The organism is Pseudomonas sp. MS646 (assembly GCF_036693845.1).
Classification (GTDB): domain Bacteria; phylum Pseudomonadota; class Gammaproteobacteria; order Pseudomonadales; family Pseudomonadaceae; genus Aquipseudomonas; species Aquipseudomonas chlororaphis_E.
The window spans coordinates 597,562-619,824 of sequence record NZ_CP144763.1; the positions used below are offsets into that span (position 1 = coordinate 597,562).

Here is a 22,263-nt window from a genome sequence, read left to right on the forward strand (position 1 = left end):
TCCCCTTTCGACTATCCCCAGCATAATTGCGGCTTCATCCAACGGCGCGAGTACGCCTGGGAGTGAGCGATTTGCCGAGCGTATCCACCTTGACCACCGCTGACGCGGCGTTGCTGGTCCAACTCTCCGACAGCCACCTGTACGCCGAGGCTGATGCCTCGTTGCTGGGCATGAACACCCGGGACAGCCTGCGGGCGGTCATCGACCTGGTGCTCGAACAGCAGCCGGAGATAGATCTGCTGCTTGCCACGGGCGACTTGTCTCAGGACGGTACGCTGCAATCCTACGAAGCATTCCGCCAGATGAGCGCGAGGATCGACGCTCCGGCGCGCTGGCTGCCGGGCAATCACGATGAGCCGCAGGTGATGCTCCAGGCGGCGGTCCAGAGCACATTGCTCGATCCGGTGGTGGACATTGGCAACTGGCGCGTGACGATGCTCGACTCCGCCGTGCCCGGATCGGTGCCGGGGTTTTTAGCCGAAGAGCAACTGATTCTGCTGGCCAATGCCCTGAGTGAGGCGCCGGAGCGGCATCATCTGGTGTGCCTGCATCATCATCCGGTTTCGATTGGGTGTGCGTGGATGGAGCCCATCGGGTTGCGTAATCCTGAGGCGCTGTTTGCGGTGTTGGATCGGTTTCCCCAGGTGCGGGCGGTGCTGTGGGGGCATGTGCATCAGGAGATTGATCAGGTGCGCAATGGGGTGAGGTTGTTGGCTTCGCCTTCGACCTGTATTCAGTTTGAGCCTGGTTCTGTGGATTTTGCGGTGGGGGAGCAGGTGCCGGGGTATCGGTGGTTGCGGCTTTTGGCGGATGGGCGGTTGGAGACGGGGGTTGAGCGGGTGGTTGGGTTTGAGTTTGCGGTCGACTATGGGGCCAATGGGTATTGAGTTTTTCTGTGGGAGCGGGCTTGCCCGCGAAGGCGGCCCAGTGATTGGCTTGGGTTTTGTTGATTGAGTACATATCCATTGGTGCGGTAACGGCTACTTCTGGTTCCGCCCTTACGGCGGGTTACTTTTGGCAAACGCCCCAAAAGTAACCAAAAAGGCTTGCCCCTCCACTCGGTGCCTCGCCTAGGCTCGGCATCCCCTCACTCCGGCATTGCTCCGTGGGCCCGCCGCGAAGGGCCATCCATGGCCCAGCGCGGCTAACCCGGCATCCATGCCGGGTTGCCCACTGCGCAATGCCTGCGTTCGGCCGTCGTGGTTAACGGGGCCTTCAAGATCAAAAGCAAAAAGCAAAAAGCAAAAGCAAAGCAAGGCGGCCTTGTGGCCGGCCTGTTCTTGCGGCTGACCTTGGTTCCCTGTGGGAGCGGGCTTGCCCGCGAAGGCGGCTTTACGGTCGACCTGCATCTGTGGGAATGGTCGGACCTCCGCGCAGATTTTTCCGACGAGCTCTGGCGGTTGCCGGGTGGGAAGGGTTATCGCTAACCTTTTTCGGTCGCTGCAATCAGCGACCGGGCCTGGAAAACCCGAAGAGTAAAAGGCGTAACAGCGCACCACGTGAGATACTGCCGTGCTTTATCTGTGCAGTTCTGCGTTATGGCGGCTGTGCGTGGGAGACTTTCGAGTCTGCCGGGTTTTCCTTTTACCTCGGTTTTTCCAGCCCTCGCATAGCTGCCACCTCTCGACTGGAAAACGAGATGTGGCGGTTCCACTTGGTAAAAGGAACCTCACCATGTTCAAAGTTACCCCCAATCCCCCAAAAACCGATCCCACCGCACCCCACGCCGGCTTCGATGCCAAGAAACTTGACGAAGCCGCCGAACGCGCCCTCAACTTCTACCTCGCCCCAGAACCCCAGGCCAAAAAGAAACCATCCCCCGGTCAGCTATTCACCGTCGTCGAAAACCTCGATAGCGAAACCCTCCTGGCCAACCTCAGCGAAACCCTGGCCTCGGCCAATGCGATGCTCAGCGACCTGGCCTTCAATCTGGAAGGCCCCAACCGGCATATAGCCTTCGGCGTCCAGCAGATGGTCGAACTGAGTGAGCTGCTGGCAAACCGAGCACTTGATGTCGTCGATCCCCGATAGGCCAGACAACATTTGCTTTTGCTTTTGCTTTTGCTTTTGATCTTGAACGCCCCATTAACCACAAGGGCCGAACGCAGGCGTTGCGTAGTGGGCATCCCGGCATGGATGCCGGGATAGCCGCGCTGGGCCATGGATGGCCCTTCGCGGCGGGCTCACGGAGCAATGCCGGAGTGAGGGAACACCGAGCCTTGGCGAGGTGCCCAGCGGTGGGGCACAGACTTTTTGGTTACTTTTGGGGCGTTTGCCAAAAGTAACCCGCCGTAAGGGCGGAACCCTAAGCAGCCGTTACCGCAGCAACGGATATGTACCCGGAAATCCAAGTCGACCACGACACAGCCATCGCGAGCAAGCTCGCTCCCACAATTGGATCGGAGTACAGCTGATAGAGATGGGCCGACGATAAGGCCAAATCCCCCAAACCGCCACAAACTCCCTGTAAACTCCGGCCTTTGCCCTCGACACAGGAAGTTGGCATGTCCGCTTCGATCCTCTACATCCACGGCTTCAACAGCGCCCCAGCCTCGACCAAGGCCCGTCAACTCATCGACGTGATGACCCGCCTGGGCCTGGGCGATCAGTTGCAAGTGCCAGCCCTGCACCACCACCCCCGCGAAGCCATGGCCCAATTGGAGCAGGCAATTGCACAACTGGGCCGTCCGCTGCTGGTCGGCAGCTCGCTCGGCGGCTACTATGCGACTCACTTGGCCGAGCGCCACGGCCTCAAGGCATTGCTGATCAATCCGGCCGTCAGCCCCCATCGGATGTTCGATGGCTACCTGGGCACGCAGAAGAATTTGTACACCGATGAAACCTGGGAGTTGACCCACGACCACGTCACGACCCTGGCCGCGTTGGAGGTGCCGGCGCCCCAGGATCCGCAGCGGTATCAGGTATGGTTGCAAACCGGTGATGAAACGCTGGATTATCGCCACGCCCAACAGTATTACCGCGCCTGTGCGTTGCGCATCCAGGCCGGCGGCGACCACGGTTTCCAGGGGTTTGCCCAGCAGCTGCCGGCGCTGCTTGGTTTTGCCGGCATTGGCGCCGATTTGTACCAGGCGATCGACTTCACCTCGCTGTGAACCATCGCCCCTTTTTCATTTGAACACTGACGACGAGACCCCATGGCCACTCCCAGCGCTAGCTCTTATAACGCAGACGCCATCGAAGTCCTCTCGGGCCTCGACCCGGTGCGCAAGCGCCCCGGCATGTACACCGACACCAGTCGGCCGAACCACCTCGCCCAGGAAGTCATCGACAACAGCGTCGACGAAGCCTTGGCCGGGCACGCGAAATCGGTGCAGGTCATCCTGCACGCCGACCATTCGCTGGAGGTCAGCGATGATGGCCGCGGCATGCCGGTGGACATCCACCCCGAAGAGGGCGTGTCGGGCGTCGAGCTGATCCTCACCAAGCTCCACGCCGGCGGCAAGTTTTCCAACAAGAACTACCAGTTCTCCGGCGGTCTGCACGGGGTGGGTATTTCCGTGGTCAACGCCTTGTCGACCCAGGTCCGGGTGCGGGTCAAGCGTGACGGCAACGAATACCAGATGACCTTCGCCGATGGCTTCAAGGCCACCGAGCTGGAAGTGGTCGGCAGCGTCGGCAAGCGCAACACCGGGACCAGCGTGTATTTCGCCCCGGACCCGAAGTATTTCGATTCGCCGAAGTTCTCTGTCAGCCGCCTCAAGCACGTGCTCAAGGCCAAGGCCGTATTGTGCCCGGGGTTGTTGGTCAGTTTCGAGGACAAGGGCAGCGGCGAGAAGGTCGAATGGCATTATGAAGACGGCCTGCGCTCTTACCTGGTGGACGCGGTCAACGGTTTCGAGCGCCTGCCCGACGAGCCGTTCTGCGGCAGTCTGGCCGGTAACAAGGAAGCCGTGGACTGGGCGCTGCTGTGGCTGCCCGAGGGCGGCGAGAGTGTCCAGGAAAGCTACGTCAACCTGATCCCCACGGCCCAGGGCGGGACCCACGTCAACGGTTTGCGCCAGGGCCTGCTCGACGCCATGCGCGAGTTCTGCGAGTTCCGCAACCTGCTGCCCCGGGGCGTGAAGCTGGCGCCGGAAGACGTGTGGGAGCGCATCGCGTTCGTGCTGTCGATGAAGATGCAGGAACCGCAGTTCTCCGGCCAGACCAAGGAACGCCTGTCGTCTCGCGAAGCGGCGGCGTTTGTTTCCGGTGTGGTCAAGGATGCCTTCAGCCTGTGGCTTAACGCCAACCCGGAAACCGGCCTGGCGCTGGCGGAGCTGGCGATCAGCAACGCCGGTCGTCGCCTCAAGGCCAGCAAGAAAGTCGAGCGCAAGCGCATCACCCAGGGGCCGGCGTTGCCGGGCAAGCTCGCCGACTGCGCCGGGCAGGATCCGATGCGTTCCGAGCTGTTCCTGGTGGAAGGGGACTCCGCCGGCGGTTCGGCCAAGCAGGCGCGGGACAAGGAGTTCCAGGCGATCCTGCCGCTGCGGGGCAAGATCCTCAATACCTGGGAAGTGGACGGCAGCGAAGTGCTGGCCAGCCAGGAAGTGCACAACATCGCCGTGGCCATCGGCGTCGATCCGGGCGCCGAGGACATGAGCCAGTTGCGCTACGGCAAGATCTGCATCCTCGCCGACGCCGACTCCGACGGCCTGCACATCGCCACGCTGCTGTGCGCGCTGTTTGTCCAGCATTTCCGTCCGCTGGTGGACGCCGGGCATGTCTACGTCGCGATGCCGCCGCTGTACCGCATCGACCTGGGCAAGGACATTTATTACGCCCTGGACGAAGCCGAGCGCGACGGCATCCTCGATCGCCTGGTGGCCGAGAAGAAGCGCGGCAAGCCACAGGTCACCCGATTCAAGGGCCTGGGTGAGATGAACCCGCCGCAACTGCGCGAAACCACCATGGACCCGAACACCCGTCGCCTGGTGCAACTGACCCTGGATGATTTCGCGGCCACGACGGAAATCATGGACATGCTGCTGGCGAAGAAACGCGCTGGCGATCGCAAGTCCTGGCTCGAATCCAAGGGCGACCTGGCCGAGGTGCTGGCCTGATGCGCAGCGGTTTCGCCCTGGCGTTGTTGCTGTGGGCGGGGGCTGTGGTCGCAGAACCGGCACCGGAATTGAAGTTGCTGTCCGAGCACGCCGTCGAAGGCATGCGCGGCGGCAACCTGTCCGGGTTGGCCCTGTGTGGCAATGAAATGTGGACGGTGTCCGATCGCGACGATGACCGCATTTATCGCCTGGACACCTCCGATGGGAAGGTCTGGCAGGCCCAGGCGTTGACCATCGACGTGCCTGAGGTGCCCGACAACGGTTTGCCCTGGGGCTTGCGTTCGCGAATCTGGGCTGCATCGTTCCTGCGCGGTGGCGCGCTGGATTTCGAAGGCATCAGTTGCGACAGCGCCGGCAATCGCTACGTGGTCAGCGAGGCCTACGCGGCGGTATTGCAAGTGCCGCCGACCGGCGAGGCGTCCTGGTTGAAAATCGCCCCGACAATGATTCGCCAGGCCCGGGCCAGCGGCATGTTGTTGCATTTCAATGCGCTGTTCGAAGGTCTGGCGGTGAGCCCGGCCGGCGATCAGCTATGGCTGGCGGCCGAGCGTGAACGTCGTGGCCTGTTGCTGATCAAGCGCCAGCAAACGGTGTGGGATTGCGATGACAACTGCGTGTTGTTGAGCGAAGCGGGACTGGAGATGCAGCCGGCGCAGTTCCCCAAGGCCCGCCCGGTTTCCCGGGATTTCGCAGATATTTCATTGTTCAATGGCAAGCTGTTTACCCTGGAGCGCAACGCCTTCCAGGTCTGCCGGCGTGATCCGCAGAGCGCCAGGGTGGAGCGTTGCTGGTCGTTTGCCGCCGAGGCCTTGCAGGACAATCGCCGCTATTCTCAGGACTACGGTCTGGCCGAAGCGCTCGTGGTGGATGCCGAGGGCGCCTGGATCGGCCTGGACAACAACGACGGGCCACGGGCCGACGGCGAAGAGCGTCCGATTGTCTGGCGCTTTGCGGCGCCAGACGGCGGCTGGGATGCCGCGCCATGAGCCAACAGGCGCCGGGCAAGCGCGCCGGTCGGGTGTTGATGATCCTGGCCTGGTGCGCGGCCCTGTTCCTGGCGACACGCTTCTTTGCCCAGGTAGAGCAGCGTCAGCAGAACCCCAACACCCAGGTGTATTCGCAACGGGGCGAAGGGTTTATCGAAGTGAAGCTGGTGGGCAATACCCAGGGGCATTTCGTCGCCAGCGGCCATATCAACGGCCAGCCGGTGGATTTCATGCTCGACACCGGTGCCACGGATGTGGCGATTCCAGTGGAGTTGGCCGAGCGCCTCAAGCTGGAAAAAGGTTTCGGCGTGACGTTGAGTACCGCCAACGGTTTGAGCGAGGGCTATCGCACCCGCATCGACCGGCTGCAATTGGGTGACATCGTCTTGCGCGATGTCCGTGCCCTGGTGGCGCCAGGCCTGGGTGGCACGCAGGTGCTGCTGGGCATGAGCGCCCTGAACAAACTTGAATTTACCCAGCGCGACGGCACCATGCTGCTGCGCCAGACAACGAACTGATGAGGCCCGCATGAGCGACATTCTTGCAGACAGCTTAGACGGCGTAGAGCGCCGGTCGCTGGCTGACTTCACCGAAAATGCCTACCTCAATTACTCCATGTACGTGATCATGGACCGCGCCTTGCCGCACATCGGCGACGGCCTGAAGCCGGTCCAGCGGCGGATCGTCTATGCCATGAGTGAGCTGGGGCTGGACGCCGATTCCAAACACAAGAAGTCGGCGCGCACCGTCGGCGACGTGCTCGGCAAGTTCCACCCCCACGGCGACTCGGCCTGCTATGAAGCCATGGTGCTGATGGCCCAGCCGTTCAGCTACCGCTACACCCTGGTGGACGGCCAGGGCAACTGGGGGGCGCCGGACGATCCCAAGTCTTTCGCGGCCATGCGCTACACCGAGGCGCGGCTGTCGCGCTATTCCGAAGTGCTGCTCAGCGAACTGGGCCAGGGCACCGCGGACTGGGGGCCGAACTTCGACGGCACCCTCGATGAACCCCTGGTGTTGCCGGCCCGTTTGCCGAATATTCTCCTCAATGGCACCACCGGCATCGCCGTCGGCATGGCCACCGATGTGCCGCCGCACAACCTGCGGGAAGTCGCCACGGCATGCGTGCGCCTGCTGGACGAGCCCAAAGCCACGGTGGAGCAGCTCTGCGAGCACATCCAGGGTCCGGATTATCCGACCGAAGCGGAAATCATCACGCCGCGCGCCGACCTGTTGAAGATCTACGAGACCGGTCGCGGTTCGGTGCGCATGCGCGCTGTGTACCATATCGAGGACGGCGACATCATCGTCACCGCGCTGCCGCACCAGGTCTCCGGAGCCAAGGTGCTGGAGCAGATTGCCGCGATGATGCAGGCAAAACCGTCGAAAGCGCCGCAAGTGGCCGACCTGCGCGATGAATCCGACCACGAGAATCCTTGCCGCATCGTGATCATCCCGGTCAACAGCCGGGTCGATCATGAGGCGCTGATGCAGCACCTGTTCGCCAGCACCGACCTGGAGACCAGCTACCGGGTCAACATCAACATCATTGGCCTGGACGGCAAGCCGCAGCTCAAGAACCTGCGGGCGTTGCTGGTGGAATGGCTGGAATTCCGGGTCAAGACCGTGCGTCGACGCCTGCAATTTCGCCTGGACAAGGTCGAGCGTCGCCTGCACCTGTTGGACGGCTTGCTGATCGCGTACCTCAACCTGGACGAAGTGATCCACATCATCCGCACCGAGGAACACCCGAAGGCCAGCTTGATCGCGCGCTTCGACCTGAGCGAAATCCAGGCCGACTACATCCTCGACACCCGCTTGCGGCAGTTGGCGCGGCTGGAAGAGATGAAGCTGCGGGCCGAGCAGGACGAACTGCTCAAGGAACAAGCCAAGCTGCAAGCCCTGTTGGGCAGCGAAGCCAAGCTCAAGAAGCTGGTGCGCGCCGAATTGCTCAAGGACGCCGAAACCTACGGCGACGACCGCCGCTCGCCGATCGTCGAGCGCGCCGAAGCCAAAGCATTGACGGAGCACGACCTGCTGCCGAACGAGAAAGTGACCGTAGTGCTGTCGGAAAAAGGCTGGGTGCGCTCTGCCAAGGGGCATGACATCGATGCCACGGGGCTTTCCTATAAGGCCGGGGACGGTTTCAAGGCCTTGGCGGCCGGGCGGTCCAACCAGTTCGCGGTGTTTGTCGACTCCACCGGGCGCAGTTACTCGGTGCCGGCCCATACCCTGCCATCGGCGCGTGGCCAGGGCGAGCCGCTGACCGGTCGATTGACGCCCCCGCCGGGTGCAACTTTTGAATGCGTGCTGATGCCTGATGATGACGGGCTGTACGTGATTGCCTCGGACGCCGGGTACGGCTTCGTGGTCAAGGGCGAGGATCTGCAAGCCAAGAACAAGGCGGGCAAGGCGTTGTTGAGCCTGCCGAACAACGCCAAGGTCATCGCACCCCGGCCCGTGGCCGATCGCGAGAACAACTGGTTGGCGTCGGTGACCACCGAGGGCCGACTGCTGGTCTTCAAAATCAGCGACCTGCCACAATTAGGTAAAGGCAAAGGCAATAAGATTATCGGGATTTCCGGCGAACGGGTGGCGAGCCGTGAGGAATATGTCACGGATATTGCAGTGTTGCCGGAGGGCGCCACGCTTGTGCTGCAGGCTGGAAAGCGTACGCTCTCGCTCAAGGCGGATGATCTTGAGCATTACAAGGGTGAACGCGGTCGGCGCGGCAACAAGCTTCCGAGGGGGTTTCAGCGGGTCGATGCACTGCTCGTCGAAAACTTGAATTAGGCGTACTAGAGGGCTCGGTCTGCGATTAAAAGGCGCAGACCGACGCTTTGGCGCTGGAGTCGGAACGCATATTCACGGATGATAGGCCCTTTCAAGCGCCGGCGTGGCCGAGCGTTCTTCATAATGACCGAGTATTTTTTCACTGTGGCAGGCCTTGTGGCCGCCACCTGGATGGAACGATGACTGCTCTGCGCCTTCCTATTTTATGGCTCGCCGGCCTGCTTGGCCTGGCGGGTTGCAGCGTCCATCAGCCGGTGTCGCTGTATCAACTCGACAGCGGGACGCCCGCCCAGCCTGCGCAAAGCACAGGCATGGCGGTATTGCTGGGGCCGGTATTGATCGCCGATTACCTGCAACGCGAAACCCTGTTGCAACGCCAGCCAGACGGCAGCCTGCAGGCTGCCACGGACGGCCGCTGGGCCGGTAGCCTGTCTTCGGACATCGACCAATTGCTGTTGCGCCAGGTCGCCGGGCAACTGGACAGCCAGCGCGTGGTGCTGGCGCCGGCCACCCAGGGTTTCACCCCGGATGTCCAAGTGCTGCTGTCGATCACCCGCCTGGACTCGGGCAAGAGCCAGCCTGCGGTGCTCGATGCCCAGTGGCGGTTGATCGACCGTCGGGGCAAGGTTCGCGAGAACCGTATCGTGCATCTGCAAGAGCAACACGCCGGGACCACCGCGGCGCAAGTCCAGGCCCAAGGTGTACTGCTGCAACGCCTGGCCGAGCAGTTGTCCGTGTCCCTCAAGCCGTTGGCCAACCAGCCTCCGATCGTCGATACGCCGCGTAAAACCGCACCGACCCAGGCCAAGCCCGCTGCGCCGGAAAAATCGCCGAAAATCCCGATGGCCCTGCCGATTCGCACGGACATGGAAGTGTTCAGGTTCTGATGGCTGGATAGCCGTGAAGCAAGCCCGCGTTGATGCGGGCTTTGTTGTTTCTGGGGGAGGGGCTTCCACGCTTGTGCTGGCCCCTTCGCGGGCAAGCCCGCTCCCACAAGGTCCTTCATGACCACAGAACCTAATCCTGCCGAGGATTAAATGTGGGAGCGGGCTTGCCCGCGAAGAGGCCGGCGCGGCCCACAAAAAAGCCCGCAGACAATCACTCATCTGCGGGCTTCGTCATTCCAAAAGCGGCCGGGGTTAGGCCTGGCGCTCGTGCATCCGCGCCAGTTGCCGCTCCAGCAGCGACGGGTAAGGCTCCATCAGCCGTTCCACGCAGCATGCGCCTTCAGGGCTGGCGATGGGGCGGATACGGGCGCGTTGGCGGATCAACGCGTCGTCGTTGATCTTGCGCTCCACCAGCAGCAGGTTGCGGCTGTGTTGCGACAGCGCCAGGGCGTCCTGTGCGGTTTCGGTCAGCAGCAGGTCGATCTGGCTGAGGCCGAACAGGCCGTCACCCAGGGTCAGGCCCAATTGCAGTTGCAGGGTGATGCCGCTGTCCGCGACCTCGATCTGCAACTGGTGGCCCAGCGCCCGCAGCAACTCACCGCAGCAGATGGCGTTGGTCAGGTAGTCGTCACCACTGTCCTCGGTGTGGAACAGCATCAACGTGCTGCCGTCGTTCAAGGTGTGCAGTTCGCCCTGGTAGAGCGAGGCGGCCTGGTCGAGGCAGTCACGGTAGCGCTCGAGCAACTCCTTCAGGCGTGCCTGGGGCAGGCGTCGCAGTTGATCCTGGGCGCCCAGTTGCACGGCCAGTACGGCGCTGTGCTGGGGCAGGTTCGAGACGACGGGCTTGACGAGCGGCTTCGCTTCGCCGCTGATCGAATCGTCACGCAGGTCGGCGAAGGCGTCGTCGTCTTCATCGTCTTCGACCGTGCGCACCACATGGCGGGGCGCCGGTCTGGCGGCGGGCATCGGCGGGCTCTCGTCGAAGCCGGGATCGCGCAGGTTACGCACTTCGAAGCCCGGCTCGGCCTCGTCTTCGTCGACGTAGTCGAGCGCTTCGGGCTCGGGCACGGGGGCCGGCTCCGGAGCGAAGCTGGCGTGCAGTTGCCGGGCCAGGTCGCCGATTTCGTCCTGGCGCTGGGTGGCCGGGGTGTGTTCGTCGATGTCCCGCAGCCAGACGCGCAATTGCAACAGCGGCGTGGAGATGTGCCGGCCCAGGCGCAGGCTCAAGGCCAGGGCCAGCGCCAGCAGTATCGCGCTGAGGATGCCCATGCTTTGCAGGCTGATGGTCATCGGTTGCTGGAACTGGTCCATGTCCAGGCTGATGCGCAGTTGCCCGGCCGTCACGTCCTGGAAGGTGATCTTGCTCTGGTACATGCCGCCGGACTCGCCCAAAAGGCCAGGCTTGGGCCGCTGGCCGGCCTCGGCGAGGATGCGGTTGTCGACGCTGTAGATGGCCGCGTGGGCCACCAGCTTGTTCTTGGTCAGGTTGTTGAGCAGCACGTTGAGGCTGAGGATGTCGTTGGACACCAGCAACTCGGTGGCGGACGTGGCGGTCTGGGTCGTGAGGCTCTCACCCAGGGCATCGGCCTGCTCGTGCATCGCCTGCTTGAACTGCAGGCCCATCACGCAGGCATAGATGACCAGGGCCAGGGCGACCAGGATCACGTTATGGCTGGCAATGCGCAATGCAATCGGCACGCGACGGTGGCGCAGTGCACGGAAGATCAGCAGGAAGAAATTGTCGGTTTTGACTGGCGTGGGCCGGTTCACTGAGCTCGGCTCTTTGTCCGTGAAATTGACGCGCAGTATAGCGACAGCCCCATGACCGGCAAAGCACTGGCGGTGCCCGATGGTCACTGAATGTGGGTAGAATGCGGTTTTTTTCCACCTGCGGGGGTGCGCCTTGCGCGAAATCGTCCTGATAAACATCACTGGCAGCGACCGTCCGGGTCTGACTGCGGCCATTACCGGCGTTCTGGCCCAGGGTGGTGTGAACATTCTCGACATCGGTCAGGCGGTGATCCATGACACGCTGTCGTTCGGCATCCTGGTTGAAATCCCGGACGCCGAACACAGCAAGTCGGTGCTCAAGGACATCCTGTTCACCGCCTACAAGCTTGACCAGCAGGTTCGCTTCACCCCGGTTTCCGAAGCCGATTACCAGCACTGGGTCGCCGGCCAGGGCAAGAAGCGCCACATCGTGACCCTGCTGACCCGCAAGGTCACCGCCGAGCAGTTGCAGCGCGTCAGCTCGATCACCGCCAAATATGACTTGAACATCGACCACATCGACCGTTTGTCCGGGCGCATGCCCCTGGACACGCCGGACGACAAGGGCAAGGGCTGCATCGAGTTCTCCGTGCGCGGCGAACCGGCCGATCCCCAGGCGCTGCGGGCCGAGTTCCTCAGCGTGGCCCAGGAGCTGAACGTCGACATCGCCTTCCAGGAAGATTCGCTGTTCCGCCGTAACCGGCGCCTGGCGGTGTTCGACATGGACTCGACGCTGATCGAAGCCGAAGTCATCGATGAGCTGGCCAAGGCCGCAGGGGTGGGCGACAAGGTCTCGGCGATCACCGAGCGGGCGATGGCCGGCGAGCTGGATTTTCGCGCCAGCTTCAAGGAGCGCCTGGCGCTGCTGCAAGGCCTGGACGTCAGCGTACTGGACGCCATCGGCGCCTCCCTGCGCCTGACCGAAGGCGCCGAGACGCTGTTCGCCGAACTCAAGCGCCTGGGCTACAAGACCGCCATCCTTTCGGGCGGTTTCACCTACTTCGCCAAGCAGTTGCAGGCCAAGCTCGGCATCGACTACGTGTTCGCCAACGAGCTGGAAGTGGTGGACGGCAAGGTGACCGGCGTGGCCGTCGAGCCGATCGTCGACGCCCAGCGCAAGGCGGACCTGTTGCGTGAGCTGGCGCAAAAGGAAGGCTTGCGCCTGGAACAGACCATTGCCGTGGGCGACGGCGCCAACGACCTGCCGATGCTGGCCATCGCGGGACTGGGCGTGGCGTTCCGCGCCAAGCCACTGGTCAAGCAATCGGCCCGTCAGGCCATCTCGACCCTGGGCCTGGATGGGGTGCTGTATCTGCTGGGCTTCCGGGATCGCGACGGGCAGCTTTGAGACGGCGCTACACTGTTCCTTGTGCTGAGAGGATTTATCTGTGGTGAGGGGATAAATCCCCTCGCCACAGGGGCTGTGTCTGGCCTTAGAGCGACTTCCACAACGAATCGAAATCCCCCTCCGCTTCGCCGCCGCCCTGGGTGTCGCCTGCGTTCTCCTGGTGATAGGAAAACTGATTGAAGCTGTGAGTGCTGGTGATCCGGCGGTCCAGCCCGGCGCGGTGCTCCTGGCCGTTGGTGTTGATCAGCACGCGCTGGCCCTCCTGGAAGGGCAGGCGCGGGGCAATCATGGTGGGGGGCAGGTCGACGGCGCTGATCTCCGGCAGCAGCAGCCCGCGCAGGTAGTGGCCGTGCTCGTTCTCTTCGCGCACCAGTTGCAGGCCGCAGGGCTGGGCATAAGGTGCCACCAGCTCGATACCCATTTGCATGGCGCCGTTGCGCACCTGTCGGATCCAGCGCACGACGGCGATGCTCCAGGATTGATCGCTGGCGTCCCGGATACCGATCATTTCCCCGGCTTGCAGTTGCTCCGGCACCTCTTTCGGCCAGCCTAGGCAATACCCACCCGGGCTGTGGTTGATGATCGGCAGGTCATAGGTGGGAAAGTGATGCTGGCGGTCGGAACTGCTGCTGTCCTCATCGGATGGATTGGCCGGGTACTCGATTTCCTCATAGGGCAGCAGTTCGTTGTCTCCGTTGGGTGCGGCGTCGAAGGCCTGGCCCCAAGTGTCGCTGTGCTTGGTTGGCGCGGCTTCGAACCGGGCCTTGCGCGTGGTGGGTTTCTTCAGGATTTCGCTGAACGAGCGTTCACCGCCGAGGTAGTAGTGCAGCGCACTCATGCCCACGCACAGCGTCAATGTCCCGTTGCCTTCCATGCGCTGGAAGCTTCGCTCGGCCGCCTCGCCCCAGGCCGCCTGCAAGTGATTCAAGGTGTCGGTGTTCATCCCGGCCGGTACCGACAGGGCCGGGGCGGCCGGCTGTTCCAGGTGGGTGGCGATCATGCGCACCAATGGCTGCGGATCGAAGCCCTGCAATGTCGGTTGCTGCTCGGCCCTGAACTTGGAGCGGTAGCGTGGCCCGACATCCAGTTCCGCGGCGACGGCGAACAGGCTGGTGGCGTTGCTGGCAGGGTCGAGCCTGACCCACTGGCTCCACGCCTCCAGGGCTTCGGCCAGTCGCGCGATCTGGCCCTGGCGTAGCTGATTGCTGCGTGAGGCGCCCAGCAACAGGGCGACGATGTAGGTTTGCTCGGGGCTCAACTGGTGAACCTGGCTGGCCAGTTCGTCGCTCACGCTTTGTTGTTGCAAGCGGTGCTGGCAGGCAATCCGGTATAACTGGTGCAAATCGAGCCACAAGCCTTCAGGCACAGGGCTGTAGAGCTGGCTGGCGCGAATCAGCGGGCCATCGAGGGCGTGCATGGCGCGCTGCAATGCGGTGCTGAGCAGGCGGGCGCGGTCCTTGGTGTACTTGGATGCGATGCGTGCCACGATCTGTTTGTAACCCATCGCTAGCTGGGTTTGCAGGGCCTGGCAGAGGTTGACGATCTTGCGCGAGCGGTCATCCAGCACGATGGCCTGTTGCAGGAAGTGCCGCTCCAGGTGCTTGCAGACGTAATACACCTCGGGGCGCAGCAATTCGAGCAATTGCAGGCGATTGTCGCTGGGCGTGAGCAACTGGTTGAGTTCGCCAAGGGCCTGGTACAACAGGCGGGCGGTTTCGCCGATGTTGGCCTTGGGCAGGTCGGCGATCCAGCGCTTGAGGTCGCGCGGCGAGGCTTCGCAGAACGACAGGCGCGATTGCGTCGGGGACAGGACACGCAGCAACTGGAGAGGGCTGGTCTCATTCATGCCGTGGACGGGCTCCGGCGGGAAACAAACGTGATGTTCCAACTCTAGCAGTTGTAGCCGAAGGAGGTGCGCTATCTATGCTGGATACCCTGTGGGAGCGAGCTTGCTCGCGATGACGCCAGGACAGTCGCCATCGAGGTGACTGTTATATCGCCATCGCGAGCAAGCTCGCTCCCACATTTGATCTTTTACTCAGGCCTTTGGCAGTGCCAGGCCTTGGCCCATCTGCACCGGCGAACCGGCCACCAGGCTTTCAACCCATTTCACCTGGTTCGGCCCGAACAGCACGATGGCGGTGGAACCCAGCTTGAAGCGCCCCAGTTCGGCCCCTTTTTCCAGGTGGATCGGTGCACGGGCCGCTTCGTCGTAGCGGAACGTCTTCAGTTCACGCTTGGGCGGCGTGACCAAACCGGCCCAGACGGTCTCGATCGAGGCCACGATCATCGCTCCCACCAGCACCACGGCCATTGGCCCGCGTTCGGTGTCGAAGATGCACGCCACGCGTTCGTTGCGGGCGAACAGCTCCGGCACGTTTTCGGCCGTGGTCTGGTTCACCGAGAAAATCCGTCCGGGAATGTAGACCATCTCCCGCAGGGCGCCGGCCAGCGGCATGTGCACGCGGTGGTAGTCCTTCGGGGACAGGTAGATCGTGGCGAAATCACCGCCCATGAACGGCGCGGCATTGGCCGCATCGCCGCCCAGCAGCTCCAGCACGCTGAAGCTGTGGCCCTTGGCCTGGAACACCCGGCCATGCTCGATCGGGCCAAGCTGGCTGACCGCGCCGTCGGCCGGGCAGAGGATCGCGCCCGGGGTTTCGTCCAGCGGCCGCGCGCCGTCTTTCAGAGCGCGGGTGAAGAACGCGTTGAAGTGTTCGTAGGCGGTCAGGTCTTCCACCAGGGCCTGGGACATGTCCACTTGATAGCGCTTGGCGAACCACGCGGTGAAGGCATTCTTGAACCAGCGCACGCGGCATTCGGCAATGCAACCGGCCAGCCGCGACAGCAGGTGGTGGGGCAGCAGGTACTGAGAGAGGATGAACAAACGGTTTTTCATTAACGGTCCTTAAGAGCCTTCAACGTTCGATGGGGGTGTCGGGGTGGTTGCCCCATTCGCCCCAGGAACCGGCATAGCCTTTGACCCTCGGATAACCGAGCGCCTTGGCCACAAGATAGGTGAAGCCAGAACGATGGTGGGTCTGGCAGTGGGTGATGATTTCTTTGTCGGGCGTGATGCCCAGTTGTTCGAGGATCTGCGGCATATCCTTGCGGATGCGCAGGCTGCGGGCCTGGTCCATGCCGGCCGTCCATTCGAAATTGACTGCGCCGGGAATGTGCCCGCCCCTGGCCGCGACGACTTTCTCGCCGGAGTACTCCAGTGGGCCGCGCGCGTCCCAGATGGCCAGGTCGGCGGCGCCGAGGCGGCTTTGCAGGTATTCGCGGGTGGCGGTTGGCGCGTCGTGCAACGTTAGGCTCACCGGGCCGGCGCCGGGCGCGGGTGCGTCGGTGGACACCGGCAGGCCCTCGTCCAGCCAGGCCAGCAGGCCGCCGTCGAGGTAGTGGTAATTGCCGTGGCCGATCACGTCCAGCAGCCAGATGAACCGTCCGGCCCAACCGCCGCCTTCATCGTCGTACACCACGTACACCGCGTCCGGGTGGTGCCCGAGTTCGCCGAACAGGGCCTCCAGGTCGGCTTTTGCCGGCAACAGGCCCGGCGCCGGTGGCTGGCCCAGTTGCGTGCGCTTGGGGTCGACGAAGCGGGCGCCGGGAATGTGCCCGGCGCTGTAGCGGGCGGCGCTGGTCAGGTCCACCAGGATCAGTTCGCGGGCGTCGAGGCGCGGCAGCAGCTCGCTCGGCTCGATCACCAGCGGCAAGCCAGAGAAGTCAGGCATGTGAGGTCTCCAGGGGCGCAAAGGGAAAGGATTGTAGCAAGTTCAACGGCCCCGGTTGGTAAAGGTGTGCAGGGCCCTTTCGATGCATTGCACGGTTTTGCCGAAGGCCTGCACGGTGACGTCCGAGAAAGGGCCGCCGCCCTGGTCCACGACGACGAGCATGATCACCCGGCCGTTGCAGGTCAGTGAGCGCAGCAGCAGGTGCTCGCCCTTGAACAGGGCGCGCAGGTCCGGCGGCAGTAACGCGGAGAACTGGGCATTGTTGTCCGGGTTCAGGCGTACCTGGGCCTGTTGGGCCAGCAACCGCTGCAAGACCTTGCTCTGGGCGATGGGGAAACTCATCGCCGCGACCTCTTTCGCCAGGCCGGCGGTTTGGTGCACGCGCACGCTGGTCTGGCTGCGGTCGGCCATCAGGATCATCACCCGGCGCATGCCACAGGCCGCCAGCACATCGCGAGCCGAACTGGTCAGGTGCATGGCGTTGCTGAACGGGCTCGGTTCCACCAGCAGGGCCGAGCATTGCTTGCGCCACTGGCTCAGGTCCGGGGCGCTGGGCGGGGGCGTCGACCGTTGGCCGGGCTGGACGCGGCGACTGCCCCAGGGCCAGATCAGGGCCTCGGCCGGGTGCCAGAGGTCTGGCATGGCGTGTTGCCGGGCGCTGTTGGCGGCCTGTTGGTGCAGTTGCTGCTGGACATCGTCCATTGAAATTTGCAGATACAAACTGGTGAGGTATTGCCAGCGGGCGATGTGAGGGGCGTCCCAGGCCTGGTGCGCGGAAAGGGCCAGGCCGTTGGCCAGCAGCACGGTGTTGGCCGGCTGATTGAGCCAGCGCCGCAGGGTCGGGTCATCGTCCAGGCGATTCTGCTGGCGCAACGGGTGCTCGCTGTCCCGAGCGATACGCAGCACTTTCACCAATTCGCGCCGTTCGTTGAGCAGCAAGCGGTAGCCTTGCACCACCCAGATCGGCAGGCGCCAGGCTTCGACCACGCCCAGGCAGATGTGCAGCAAGCCGACGCCGAACAGTTCGCGCTCGACCTGGCTGGCCGACTGGCCTTTATGGATGACTCGCAGCTCCCACTCCCCGAGCAGCCGCGGGTGCGTCAGGGCCAGGGGCCAGAGCGGCGAGAGGAACAACAGGCTGCCCCAGTGGATGTCCTGCCACAACCGCGCCAGGCGGCTGGAGAAAAAACCGTTGGCCTGTTGCGTGGCGTGCTGGCTGATCAGTTGCAGTTGGCGCAGGGTCACGGGGATCTGCTGCTCGGGCAGCGAAGGCAGGCGCGCGAGCAATTGCTCGGTGCGCTTGAGGCCGAGGCGGTTGAGGGCGACTTCAAGGTTTTCCGCCGGTTCGGCGAGGCTGCCATGGGTGTGATGGTTGGCTTCGCGGATGACGCTCAGGGCCAGGGCTGGGCTTTCCTGCATCAGCTCGGCGATGTCGCGCAACGAGCGGCGGCTGTCGGCAAGCGCCTTGCAGACCAGGTCGTGGCTGGCCTGGGGCACCGGCAGGTGGACACCCTGGAGCAGCTTTACCCAGCCTTCGAGGGTGGACGGTCTTGGAGTCGGGACGTTCGATACATTAGCCATGGTTGGACGCGATCATCCCATGAATTATCTACGCCCGGAACGGGGCAAATTGGCTTTTCGCCGGAACTGGCTATAGTCTGGCGCAGTTTTGCCGATAAGTAGAAGAAGAGATTTTTCAGCTTCCGAATATGACCTTGAACCCGACTTAAATAAGTACTTTCTATCTATGGCTAAAATTATCGGCATCATTGTCGTGTTCGCGAGCGTGCTCGGCGGATACGTGCTCTCCCATGGCAAGATTGCCGCCCTGATCCAGCCCTTCGAGGTGATGATCATCGGCGGTGCGGCCTTTGGCGCTTTCCTGCAGGCCAACCCTGGCTATATGACCATGCACGTGATCAAGAAATCCTTGACCATGTTCAGCTCGCGCTTCACCCATACCTTCTACATCGAGGTGCTGGGGCTGGTGTACGAGATCCTCAACAAAAGCCGCCGCGAAGGCATGATGGCGATCGAAGGCGATATCGAAGACGCCGCCGCCAGCCCGATCTTCGCCAAGTACCCAGCCGTGCTCAAGGACGCCCGCATGACGGCGTTCATCTGCGATTACCTGCGGATCATGTCCTCGGGCAACATGGCGCCCCATGAGCTCGAAGGGCTGTTCGACATGGAGCTCTACAACCTGAAGGAAGACCTGGAACACCCATCCCACGCGGTCACCGGCATCGCTGATGGCATGCCCGGCTTCGGTATCGTTGCGGCGGTACTGGGGATCGTGGTGACCATGGCGTCCCTGGGCGAAGGCGACCAGGCGTCCATCGGCTTGCACGTGGGTGCGGCGCTGGTGGGGACCTTCTTCGGTATCCTGGCGGCGTATGGCTTCTTCGGTCCCCTGGCCCATTCCCTGGCCCATGACGCCAAGGAAGAACTGAACGTCTACGAGGCCATCAAGGCCTCCCTGGTAGCGTCTGCCTCGGGCATGCCGCCGTCGCTGGCGGTGGAGTTCGGCCGCAAGGTCCTGTACCCGGCGCACCGTCCAAGCTTCGCCGAGCTGGAACAAGCAGTTCGCGGTCGCTGATATGGAAAATAACCAGCCGATCATCATCAAGCGTGTCAAGCGCATCGCCGCTGGACACCACGGGGGTGCCTGGAAAATCGCCTTCGCCGACTTCGCGACGGCGATGATGGCGTTCTTCCTGGTGCTGTGGCTGCTGTCCACGGCCACCCCGGAGCAGAAAATCGCCATCGCCGGTTACTTCAAGGACCCGATCGGCTTCTCCGAAAGTGGCACGCCCTACATCATCGACCTGGGTGGTTCGCCGACCCTGGCGCCGGACAATACCCTCAACCCTGAAGTCAAGTCCCAGCCACAGCCCGACAAGGTGACGGTGGACACCGATCAGGTCGAGGGCATGGCCGAGCAGGTCGAGCGCGAGCGCCTGGAATTGCTGCTGCAGGAGTTGCAGAACAAGGTCGACGAGAACCCGCAATTGCAGAAGTTCAAGGACCAGATCCTGTTCGAGATCACGCCGAACGGCTTGCGCATCCAGATCACGGATGCCGAGAACCGGCCGATGTTCGACTCCGGCAGCGCGCGCCTGAAGCCTTATTTCGAGGACATCCTGCTGGCCATGGCCGACACCATCAAGGCGGTGCCGAACAAGATCAGCATCAGCGGCCATACCGACGCCAAGCCGTACGTCGGCAAGGGTGACTACGGTAACTGGGAGCTCTCTGCCAACCGCGCCAACGCCGCACGTCGCGCCCTGGTGGCCGGCAGTTATCCGGATGAGCAGGTGGCGCGGGTGGTCGGTTATGCCTCCTCGGCATTGTTCGACCGCAAGGACCCGTTCAACCCGATCAACCGGCGTATCGACATCGTGGTGCTGACCAAGAAGGCTCAAAAAGCCATCGAAGGTTCGCAAACCAACGACCCGGCGCCAGACCCTGTCCAGGGTCAGGGCGCCCCCGGTGAAGCCCCGGCAACGCCGTCAGGCGCGGCGGTGGACCCGAACGCGTTGCCGGCGGACCAGCAACCGGTGCCGGCCCACGAACTGCGCGAACGGTTGAACCTGTTTGACGATGCGGCGCCCAAACCGCCCGCAACGCCTGGGCAGTGACCCATGAAAAAGCCGACATGACTGTCGGCTTTTTTTTATCTTTCGCAATTCCCGTGGCGAGGGAGCTTGCTCCCGCCGGGCTGCAAAGCAGTCCTTTTGGTGAGCGCTTCGCGCTCAAGCGGGAGCAAGCTCCCTCGCCACGGAAATTGTGTATTCCTACAGTCAGTAACTGCTGTCCGGCAAGCTGGCGATGATCGAGCGGTAGCTGTTCATCCGTTGTTGGTGCACGCGGCCTTCTTCCAGGGCCTTGAGCAGGGCGCAACCGGGTTCGCGGTCGTGCTTGCAGTCGCGGAAGCGGCAGGTACCGATCAACTCGTTGAACTCGATGAAACCGGCTTCCACATCGGCCCGGCTGACGTGGCCCAGGCCGAATTCGCGGATGCCCGGCGAGTCGATCAGTTCACCGCCGCCGGGGAAGTGGAACAACCGCGCGGTGGTGGTGGTATGGGTGCCCTGGCCGGACAGTTCGGAAAGCGGCCCGACCCGGGTCTCGACCTCTGGCAGCAGGCTGTTGACCAGAGACGACTTGCCGACCCCGGACTGGCCGACGAACACACTGATGCGCCCGTCCAGTTGCCGTTGCAACTGCTCCATGCCGTTGCCGTGGTGGGCCGAGACTTCCAGCACCGGATAGCCCAGGTCCCGATAGACCGACAGCAGGGCGTTCAGCGCCGGGGCGTTGTGCGCGTCGATCAGGTCGAACTTGTTGAGCAGCAACAACGGGCGGATGCCGGCATGTTCGGCGGCCACCAGGTAACGGTCGATCAGGTTGGCATGGGGCTCGGGCAACGGGGCGAACACGATGACGATCATGTCGACGTTGGCCGCCACCGGCTTGAGCTGGCCGCGGCTGTCCGGACGGCACAGCTCGGTGTGGCGCGGCAATTGCGCCACGATCACGCCGATGCCCTGGTTGCCGGCGCGCCAGACCACCTGGTCGCCGGTGACCAGTGCCGGCAGGTTGGCCCGCAGATGGCAGCGGAACACCTGGCCGGCCAACTCGCCTTCGCGGGCCTCGACCTCGACCTGCACACCGAAGTGCGCGATCACCAGGCCGGTCTGTTCAGGGCCCAGGTCGCCACCCTCCAGGGCCTCGACAGCGCTGGATTCGCGCTTGGCGGCGCGGGCGGCGCGTTCGCCCTGGATCTTTTCGATGCGCCAGTTCTGACGACGATTGAGTTGCCGTTTGGCCATGGGTGTTCCGTATGAAGAAATGCAGCGATTAGGTAAAACGGCCGCGAGTTTAGCACGCCCGAGGGCCGGCCTAGGCTAAACTGCTGGGCTACGCCGAGGAGCCCCCCATGCAAAATCCGCAGAACCTGATCTGGATCGACCTGGAAATGACCGGTCTGAACCCTGACACCGACGTCATCATCGAAATGGCCACCATCGTCACCGACAGCGACCTCAACACCCTGGCCGAAGGCCCGGTGATTGCGATCCATCACAGCGACGAAATCCTCGCCGGCATGGACGAATGGAATACCCGCCAGCACGGCGGCTCGGGCCTGACCCAGCGAGTGCGCGACAGCAAGATCAGCATGGCCGAGGCCGAGGCCCAGACCATCGCCTTCCTGGAGCAGTGGGTGCCGAAAGGCAAGTCGCCGATCTGCGGCAACAGCATCTGCCAGGACCGCCGCTTCCTTTATACCCACATGAAATCCCTGGAAAGCTACTTCCATTACCGCAACCTGGACGTCTCCACCCTCAAGGAACTGGCGGCTCGCTGGGCGCCACACGTGCGTGACAGTTTCCAGAAAGGCGGCAGCCACCTGGCCCTGGACGACATCCGCGAGTCCATCGCCGAGTTGCAGCATTACCGCAAGCATTTCATCAAGTTCTGACCGGCACCCAGCGAGATTGCTGTTGTGGCGAGGGAGCTTGCTCCGCTCTTGTGGCGAGGGGATTTATCCCCGTTGGGCTGCGTAGCAGCCCCAAAAACCTGATACCCCGTGTGTCAGGTCGCTTGGTCAGGCGTATCAGGGGCTGCTGCGCAGCCCAACGGGGATAAATCCCCTCGCCACGGGTTCCGTGTTGGGGATGT

19 protein-coding genes are annotated in these 22,263 nt (G+C 63.2%); 13 read left to right on the top strand and 6 right to left on the bottom strand.

Translation table 11 applies throughout. The features are described from left to right. Nucleotides 1-71: 71 nt before the first annotated feature. The 9 genes from cpdA to V3H56_RS02600 all read left to right on the top strand — a co-directional run bounded on the left by cpdA (nucleotide 72) and on the right by V3H56_RS02600 (nucleotide 9,726). Nucleotides 72-887, top strand: coding sequence for a 3',5'-cyclic-AMP phosphodiesterase (gene cpdA, locus V3H56_RS02560; RefSeq protein ID WP_042731425.1), 816 nt, complete (start codon nucleotides 72-74; stop codon nucleotides 885-887). Nucleotides 888-1,166: 279 nt separating this feature from the next. Then, entirely contained in the window at nucleotides 1,167-1,427 is a 261-nt protein-coding gene (locus tag V3H56_RS02565) for a hypothetical protein (protein WP_047736070.1), read from the top strand. A gap of 247 nt (nucleotides 1,428-1,674) precedes the next feature. Then, a complete protein-coding gene (locus tag V3H56_RS02570; RefSeq protein ID WP_047736069.1) occupies nucleotides 1,675-2,031 on the top strand; it encodes a DUF6124 family protein in 357 nt (118 codons plus the stop codon). Between the two features lie 473 nt (nucleotides 2,032-2,504). Continuing rightward, nucleotides 2,505-3,113 (top strand): YqiA/YcfP family alpha/beta fold hydrolase, encoded by a 609-nt coding sequence (locus V3H56_RS02575; protein ID WP_042732742.1) that lies wholly within the window; start codon nucleotides 2,505-2,507, stop codon nucleotides 3,111-3,113. 42 nt (nucleotides 3,114-3,155) lie between these two features. After that, complete coding sequence (gene parE, locus V3H56_RS02580; protein WP_338474186.1) at nucleotides 3,156-5,060, top strand: DNA topoisomerase IV subunit B; 1,905 nt, start codon at nucleotides 3,156-3,158, stop codon at nucleotides 5,058-5,060. Next, nucleotides 5,060-6,046: an esterase-like activity of phytase family protein gene (locus V3H56_RS02585; RefSeq protein ID WP_047736067.1), complete on the top strand. Its 987-nt coding sequence runs from the start codon at nucleotides 5,060-5,062 to the stop codon at nucleotides 6,044-6,046. The genes parE and V3H56_RS02585 overlap by 1 nt, the downstream gene beginning before the upstream one ends. Further along, entirely contained in the window at nucleotides 6,043-6,564 is a 522-nt protein-coding gene (locus V3H56_RS02590; protein WP_047736066.1) for a TIGR02281 family clan AA aspartic protease, read from the top strand. Before V3H56_RS02585 ends, V3H56_RS02590 begins: the two co-directional genes overlap by 4 nt. 10 nt (nucleotides 6,565-6,574) lie before the next feature. Further along, a complete protein-coding gene (parC, locus tag V3H56_RS02595; protein WP_047736065.1) occupies nucleotides 6,575-8,839 on the top strand; it encodes a DNA topoisomerase IV subunit A in 2,265 nt (754 codons plus the stop codon). 179 nt (nucleotides 8,840-9,018) lie between these two features. Then, a complete protein-coding gene (locus V3H56_RS02600; protein WP_042730539.1) occupies nucleotides 9,019-9,726 on the top strand; it encodes a PqiC family protein in 708 nt (235 codons plus the stop codon). A gap of 252 nt (nucleotides 9,727-9,978) precedes the next feature. On the opposite strand, the gene V3H56_RS02605 is transcribed toward V3H56_RS02600, so the two are convergent. Continuing rightward, nucleotides 9,979-11,496 carry an AhpA/YtjB family protein gene (locus tag V3H56_RS02605; RefSeq protein WP_047736064.1) on the bottom strand — a complete coding sequence of 506 codons (1,518 nt, stop codon included), beginning with the start codon at nucleotides 11,494-11,496 and terminating at the stop codon, nucleotides 9,979-9,981. A 133-nt stretch (nucleotides 11,497-11,629) separates the two neighbouring features. Between V3H56_RS02605 and serB the strand changes: the two genes are divergently transcribed. Beyond that, entirely contained in the window at nucleotides 11,630-12,844 is a 1,215-nt protein-coding gene (gene serB, locus V3H56_RS02610) for a phosphoserine phosphatase SerB (protein WP_042730537.1), read from the top strand. An 85-nt stretch (nucleotides 12,845-12,929) separates the two neighbouring features. On the opposite strand, the gene V3H56_RS02615 is transcribed toward serB, so the two are convergent. The 4 genes from V3H56_RS02615 to V3H56_RS02630 form a co-directional block, all read right to left on the bottom strand. Beyond that, a complete protein-coding gene (locus V3H56_RS02615) occupies nucleotides 12,930-14,690 on the bottom strand; it encodes a molecular chaperone (RefSeq protein WP_338474187.1) in 1,761 nt (586 codons plus the stop codon). Nucleotides 14,691-14,882: 192 nt separating this feature from the next. After that, nucleotides 14,883-15,743 carry an archaetidylserine decarboxylase gene (gene asd / locus V3H56_RS02620; protein ID WP_042730535.1) on the bottom strand — a complete coding sequence of 287 codons (861 nt, stop codon included), beginning with the start codon at nucleotides 15,741-15,743 and terminating at the stop codon, nucleotides 14,883-14,885. Between the two features lie 19 nt (nucleotides 15,744-15,762). After that, nucleotides 15,763-16,578 carry a rhodanese-like domain-containing protein gene (locus tag V3H56_RS02625; RefSeq protein WP_338474188.1) on the bottom strand — a complete coding sequence of 272 codons (816 nt, stop codon included), beginning with the start codon at nucleotides 16,576-16,578 and terminating at the stop codon, nucleotides 15,763-15,765. 42 nt (nucleotides 16,579-16,620) lie between these two features. Then, the gene (locus V3H56_RS02630; RefSeq protein WP_338474189.1) at nucleotides 16,621-18,159 is read right to left on the bottom strand and encodes an HDOD domain-containing protein; all 1,539 of its coding nucleotides are present in this window, start codon (nucleotides 18,157-18,159) and stop codon (nucleotides 16,621-16,623) included. Nucleotides 18,160-18,325: 166 nt separating this feature from the next. On the opposite strand from V3H56_RS02630, the gene motA reads away from it, so the two are divergent. Beyond that, nucleotides 18,326-19,177, top strand: coding sequence for a flagellar motor stator protein MotA (motA, locus tag V3H56_RS02635; protein ID WP_042730532.1), 852 nt, complete (start codon nucleotides 18,326-18,328; stop codon nucleotides 19,175-19,177). 1 nt (nucleotide 19,178) lies between these two features. Then, complete coding sequence (gene motB, locus V3H56_RS02640; protein WP_042730531.1) at nucleotides 19,179-20,219, top strand: flagellar motor protein MotB; 1,041 nt, start codon at nucleotides 19,179-19,181, stop codon at nucleotides 20,217-20,219. A 162-nt stretch (nucleotides 20,220-20,381) separates the two neighbouring features. On the opposite strand, the gene rsgA is transcribed toward motB, so the two are convergent. Further along, entirely contained in the window at nucleotides 20,382-21,413 is a 1,032-nt protein-coding gene (rsgA, locus tag V3H56_RS02645) for a small ribosomal subunit biogenesis GTPase RsgA (RefSeq protein ID WP_047736061.1), read from the bottom strand. A gap of 107 nt (nucleotides 21,414-21,520) precedes the next feature. Here rsgA and orn point away from each other — a divergent pair, with 107 nt between their 5' ends. Beyond that, complete coding sequence (gene orn / locus V3H56_RS02650) at nucleotides 21,521-22,063, top strand: oligoribonuclease (protein WP_047736060.1); 543 nt, start codon at nucleotides 21,521-21,523, stop codon at nucleotides 22,061-22,063. Nucleotides 22,064-22,263: the final 200 nt, after the last annotated feature.

Excerpts from the sequence above, each read along its gene's own strand:
- V3H56_RS02570 (WP_047736069.1), top strand. The coding sequence starts at position 1,675 with ATGTTCAAAGTTACCCCCAATCCCCCAAAAACCGATCCCACCGCACCC.
- V3H56_RS02575 (WP_042732742.1), top strand. The coding sequence starts at position 2,505 with ATGTCCGCTTCGATCCTCTACATCCACGGCTTCAACAGCGCCCCAGCC.
- parE (WP_338474186.1), top strand. The coding sequence starts at position 3,156 with ATGGCCACTCCCAGCGCTAGCTCTTATAACGCAGACGCCATCGAAGTC.
- V3H56_RS02585 (WP_047736067.1), top strand. The coding sequence starts at position 5,060 with ATGCGCAGCGGTTTCGCCCTGGCGTTGTTGCTGTGGGCGGGGGCTGTG.
- V3H56_RS02590 (WP_047736066.1), top strand. The coding sequence starts at position 6,043 with ATGAGCCAACAGGCGCCGGGCAAGCGCGCCGGTCGGGTGTTGATGATC.
- parC (WP_047736065.1), top strand. The coding sequence starts at position 6,575 with ATGAGCGACATTCTTGCAGACAGCTTAGACGGCGTAGAGCGCCGGTCG.
- V3H56_RS02600 (WP_042730539.1), top strand. The coding sequence starts at position 9,019 with ATGACTGCTCTGCGCCTTCCTATTTTATGGCTCGCCGGCCTGCTTGGC.
- V3H56_RS02615 (WP_338474187.1), bottom strand. The coding sequence starts at position 14,690 with ATGAATGAGACCAGCCCTCTCCAGTTGCTGCGTGTCCTGTCCCCGACG.
- asd (WP_042730535.1), bottom strand. The coding sequence starts at position 15,743 with ATGAAAAACCGTTTGTTCATCCTCTCTCAGTACCTGCTGCCCCACCAC.
- V3H56_RS02625 (WP_338474188.1), bottom strand. The coding sequence starts at position 16,578 with ATGCCTGACTTCTCTGGCTTGCCGCTGGTGATCGAGCCGAGCGAGCTG.
- V3H56_RS02630 (WP_338474189.1), bottom strand. The coding sequence starts at position 18,159 with ATGGCTAATGTATCGAACGTCCCGACTCCAAGACCGTCCACCCTCGAA.
- motA (WP_042730532.1), top strand. The coding sequence starts at position 18,326 with ATGGCTAAAATTATCGGCATCATTGTCGTGTTCGCGAGCGTGCTCGGC.
- motB (WP_042730531.1), top strand. The coding sequence starts at position 19,179 with ATGGAAAATAACCAGCCGATCATCATCAAGCGTGTCAAGCGCATCGCC.
- rsgA (WP_047736061.1), bottom strand. The coding sequence starts at position 21,413 with ATGGCCAAACGGCAACTCAATCGTCGTCAGAACTGGCGCATCGAAAAG.
- orn (WP_047736060.1), top strand. The coding sequence starts at position 21,521 with ATGCAAAATCCGCAGAACCTGATCTGGATCGACCTGGAAATGACCGGT.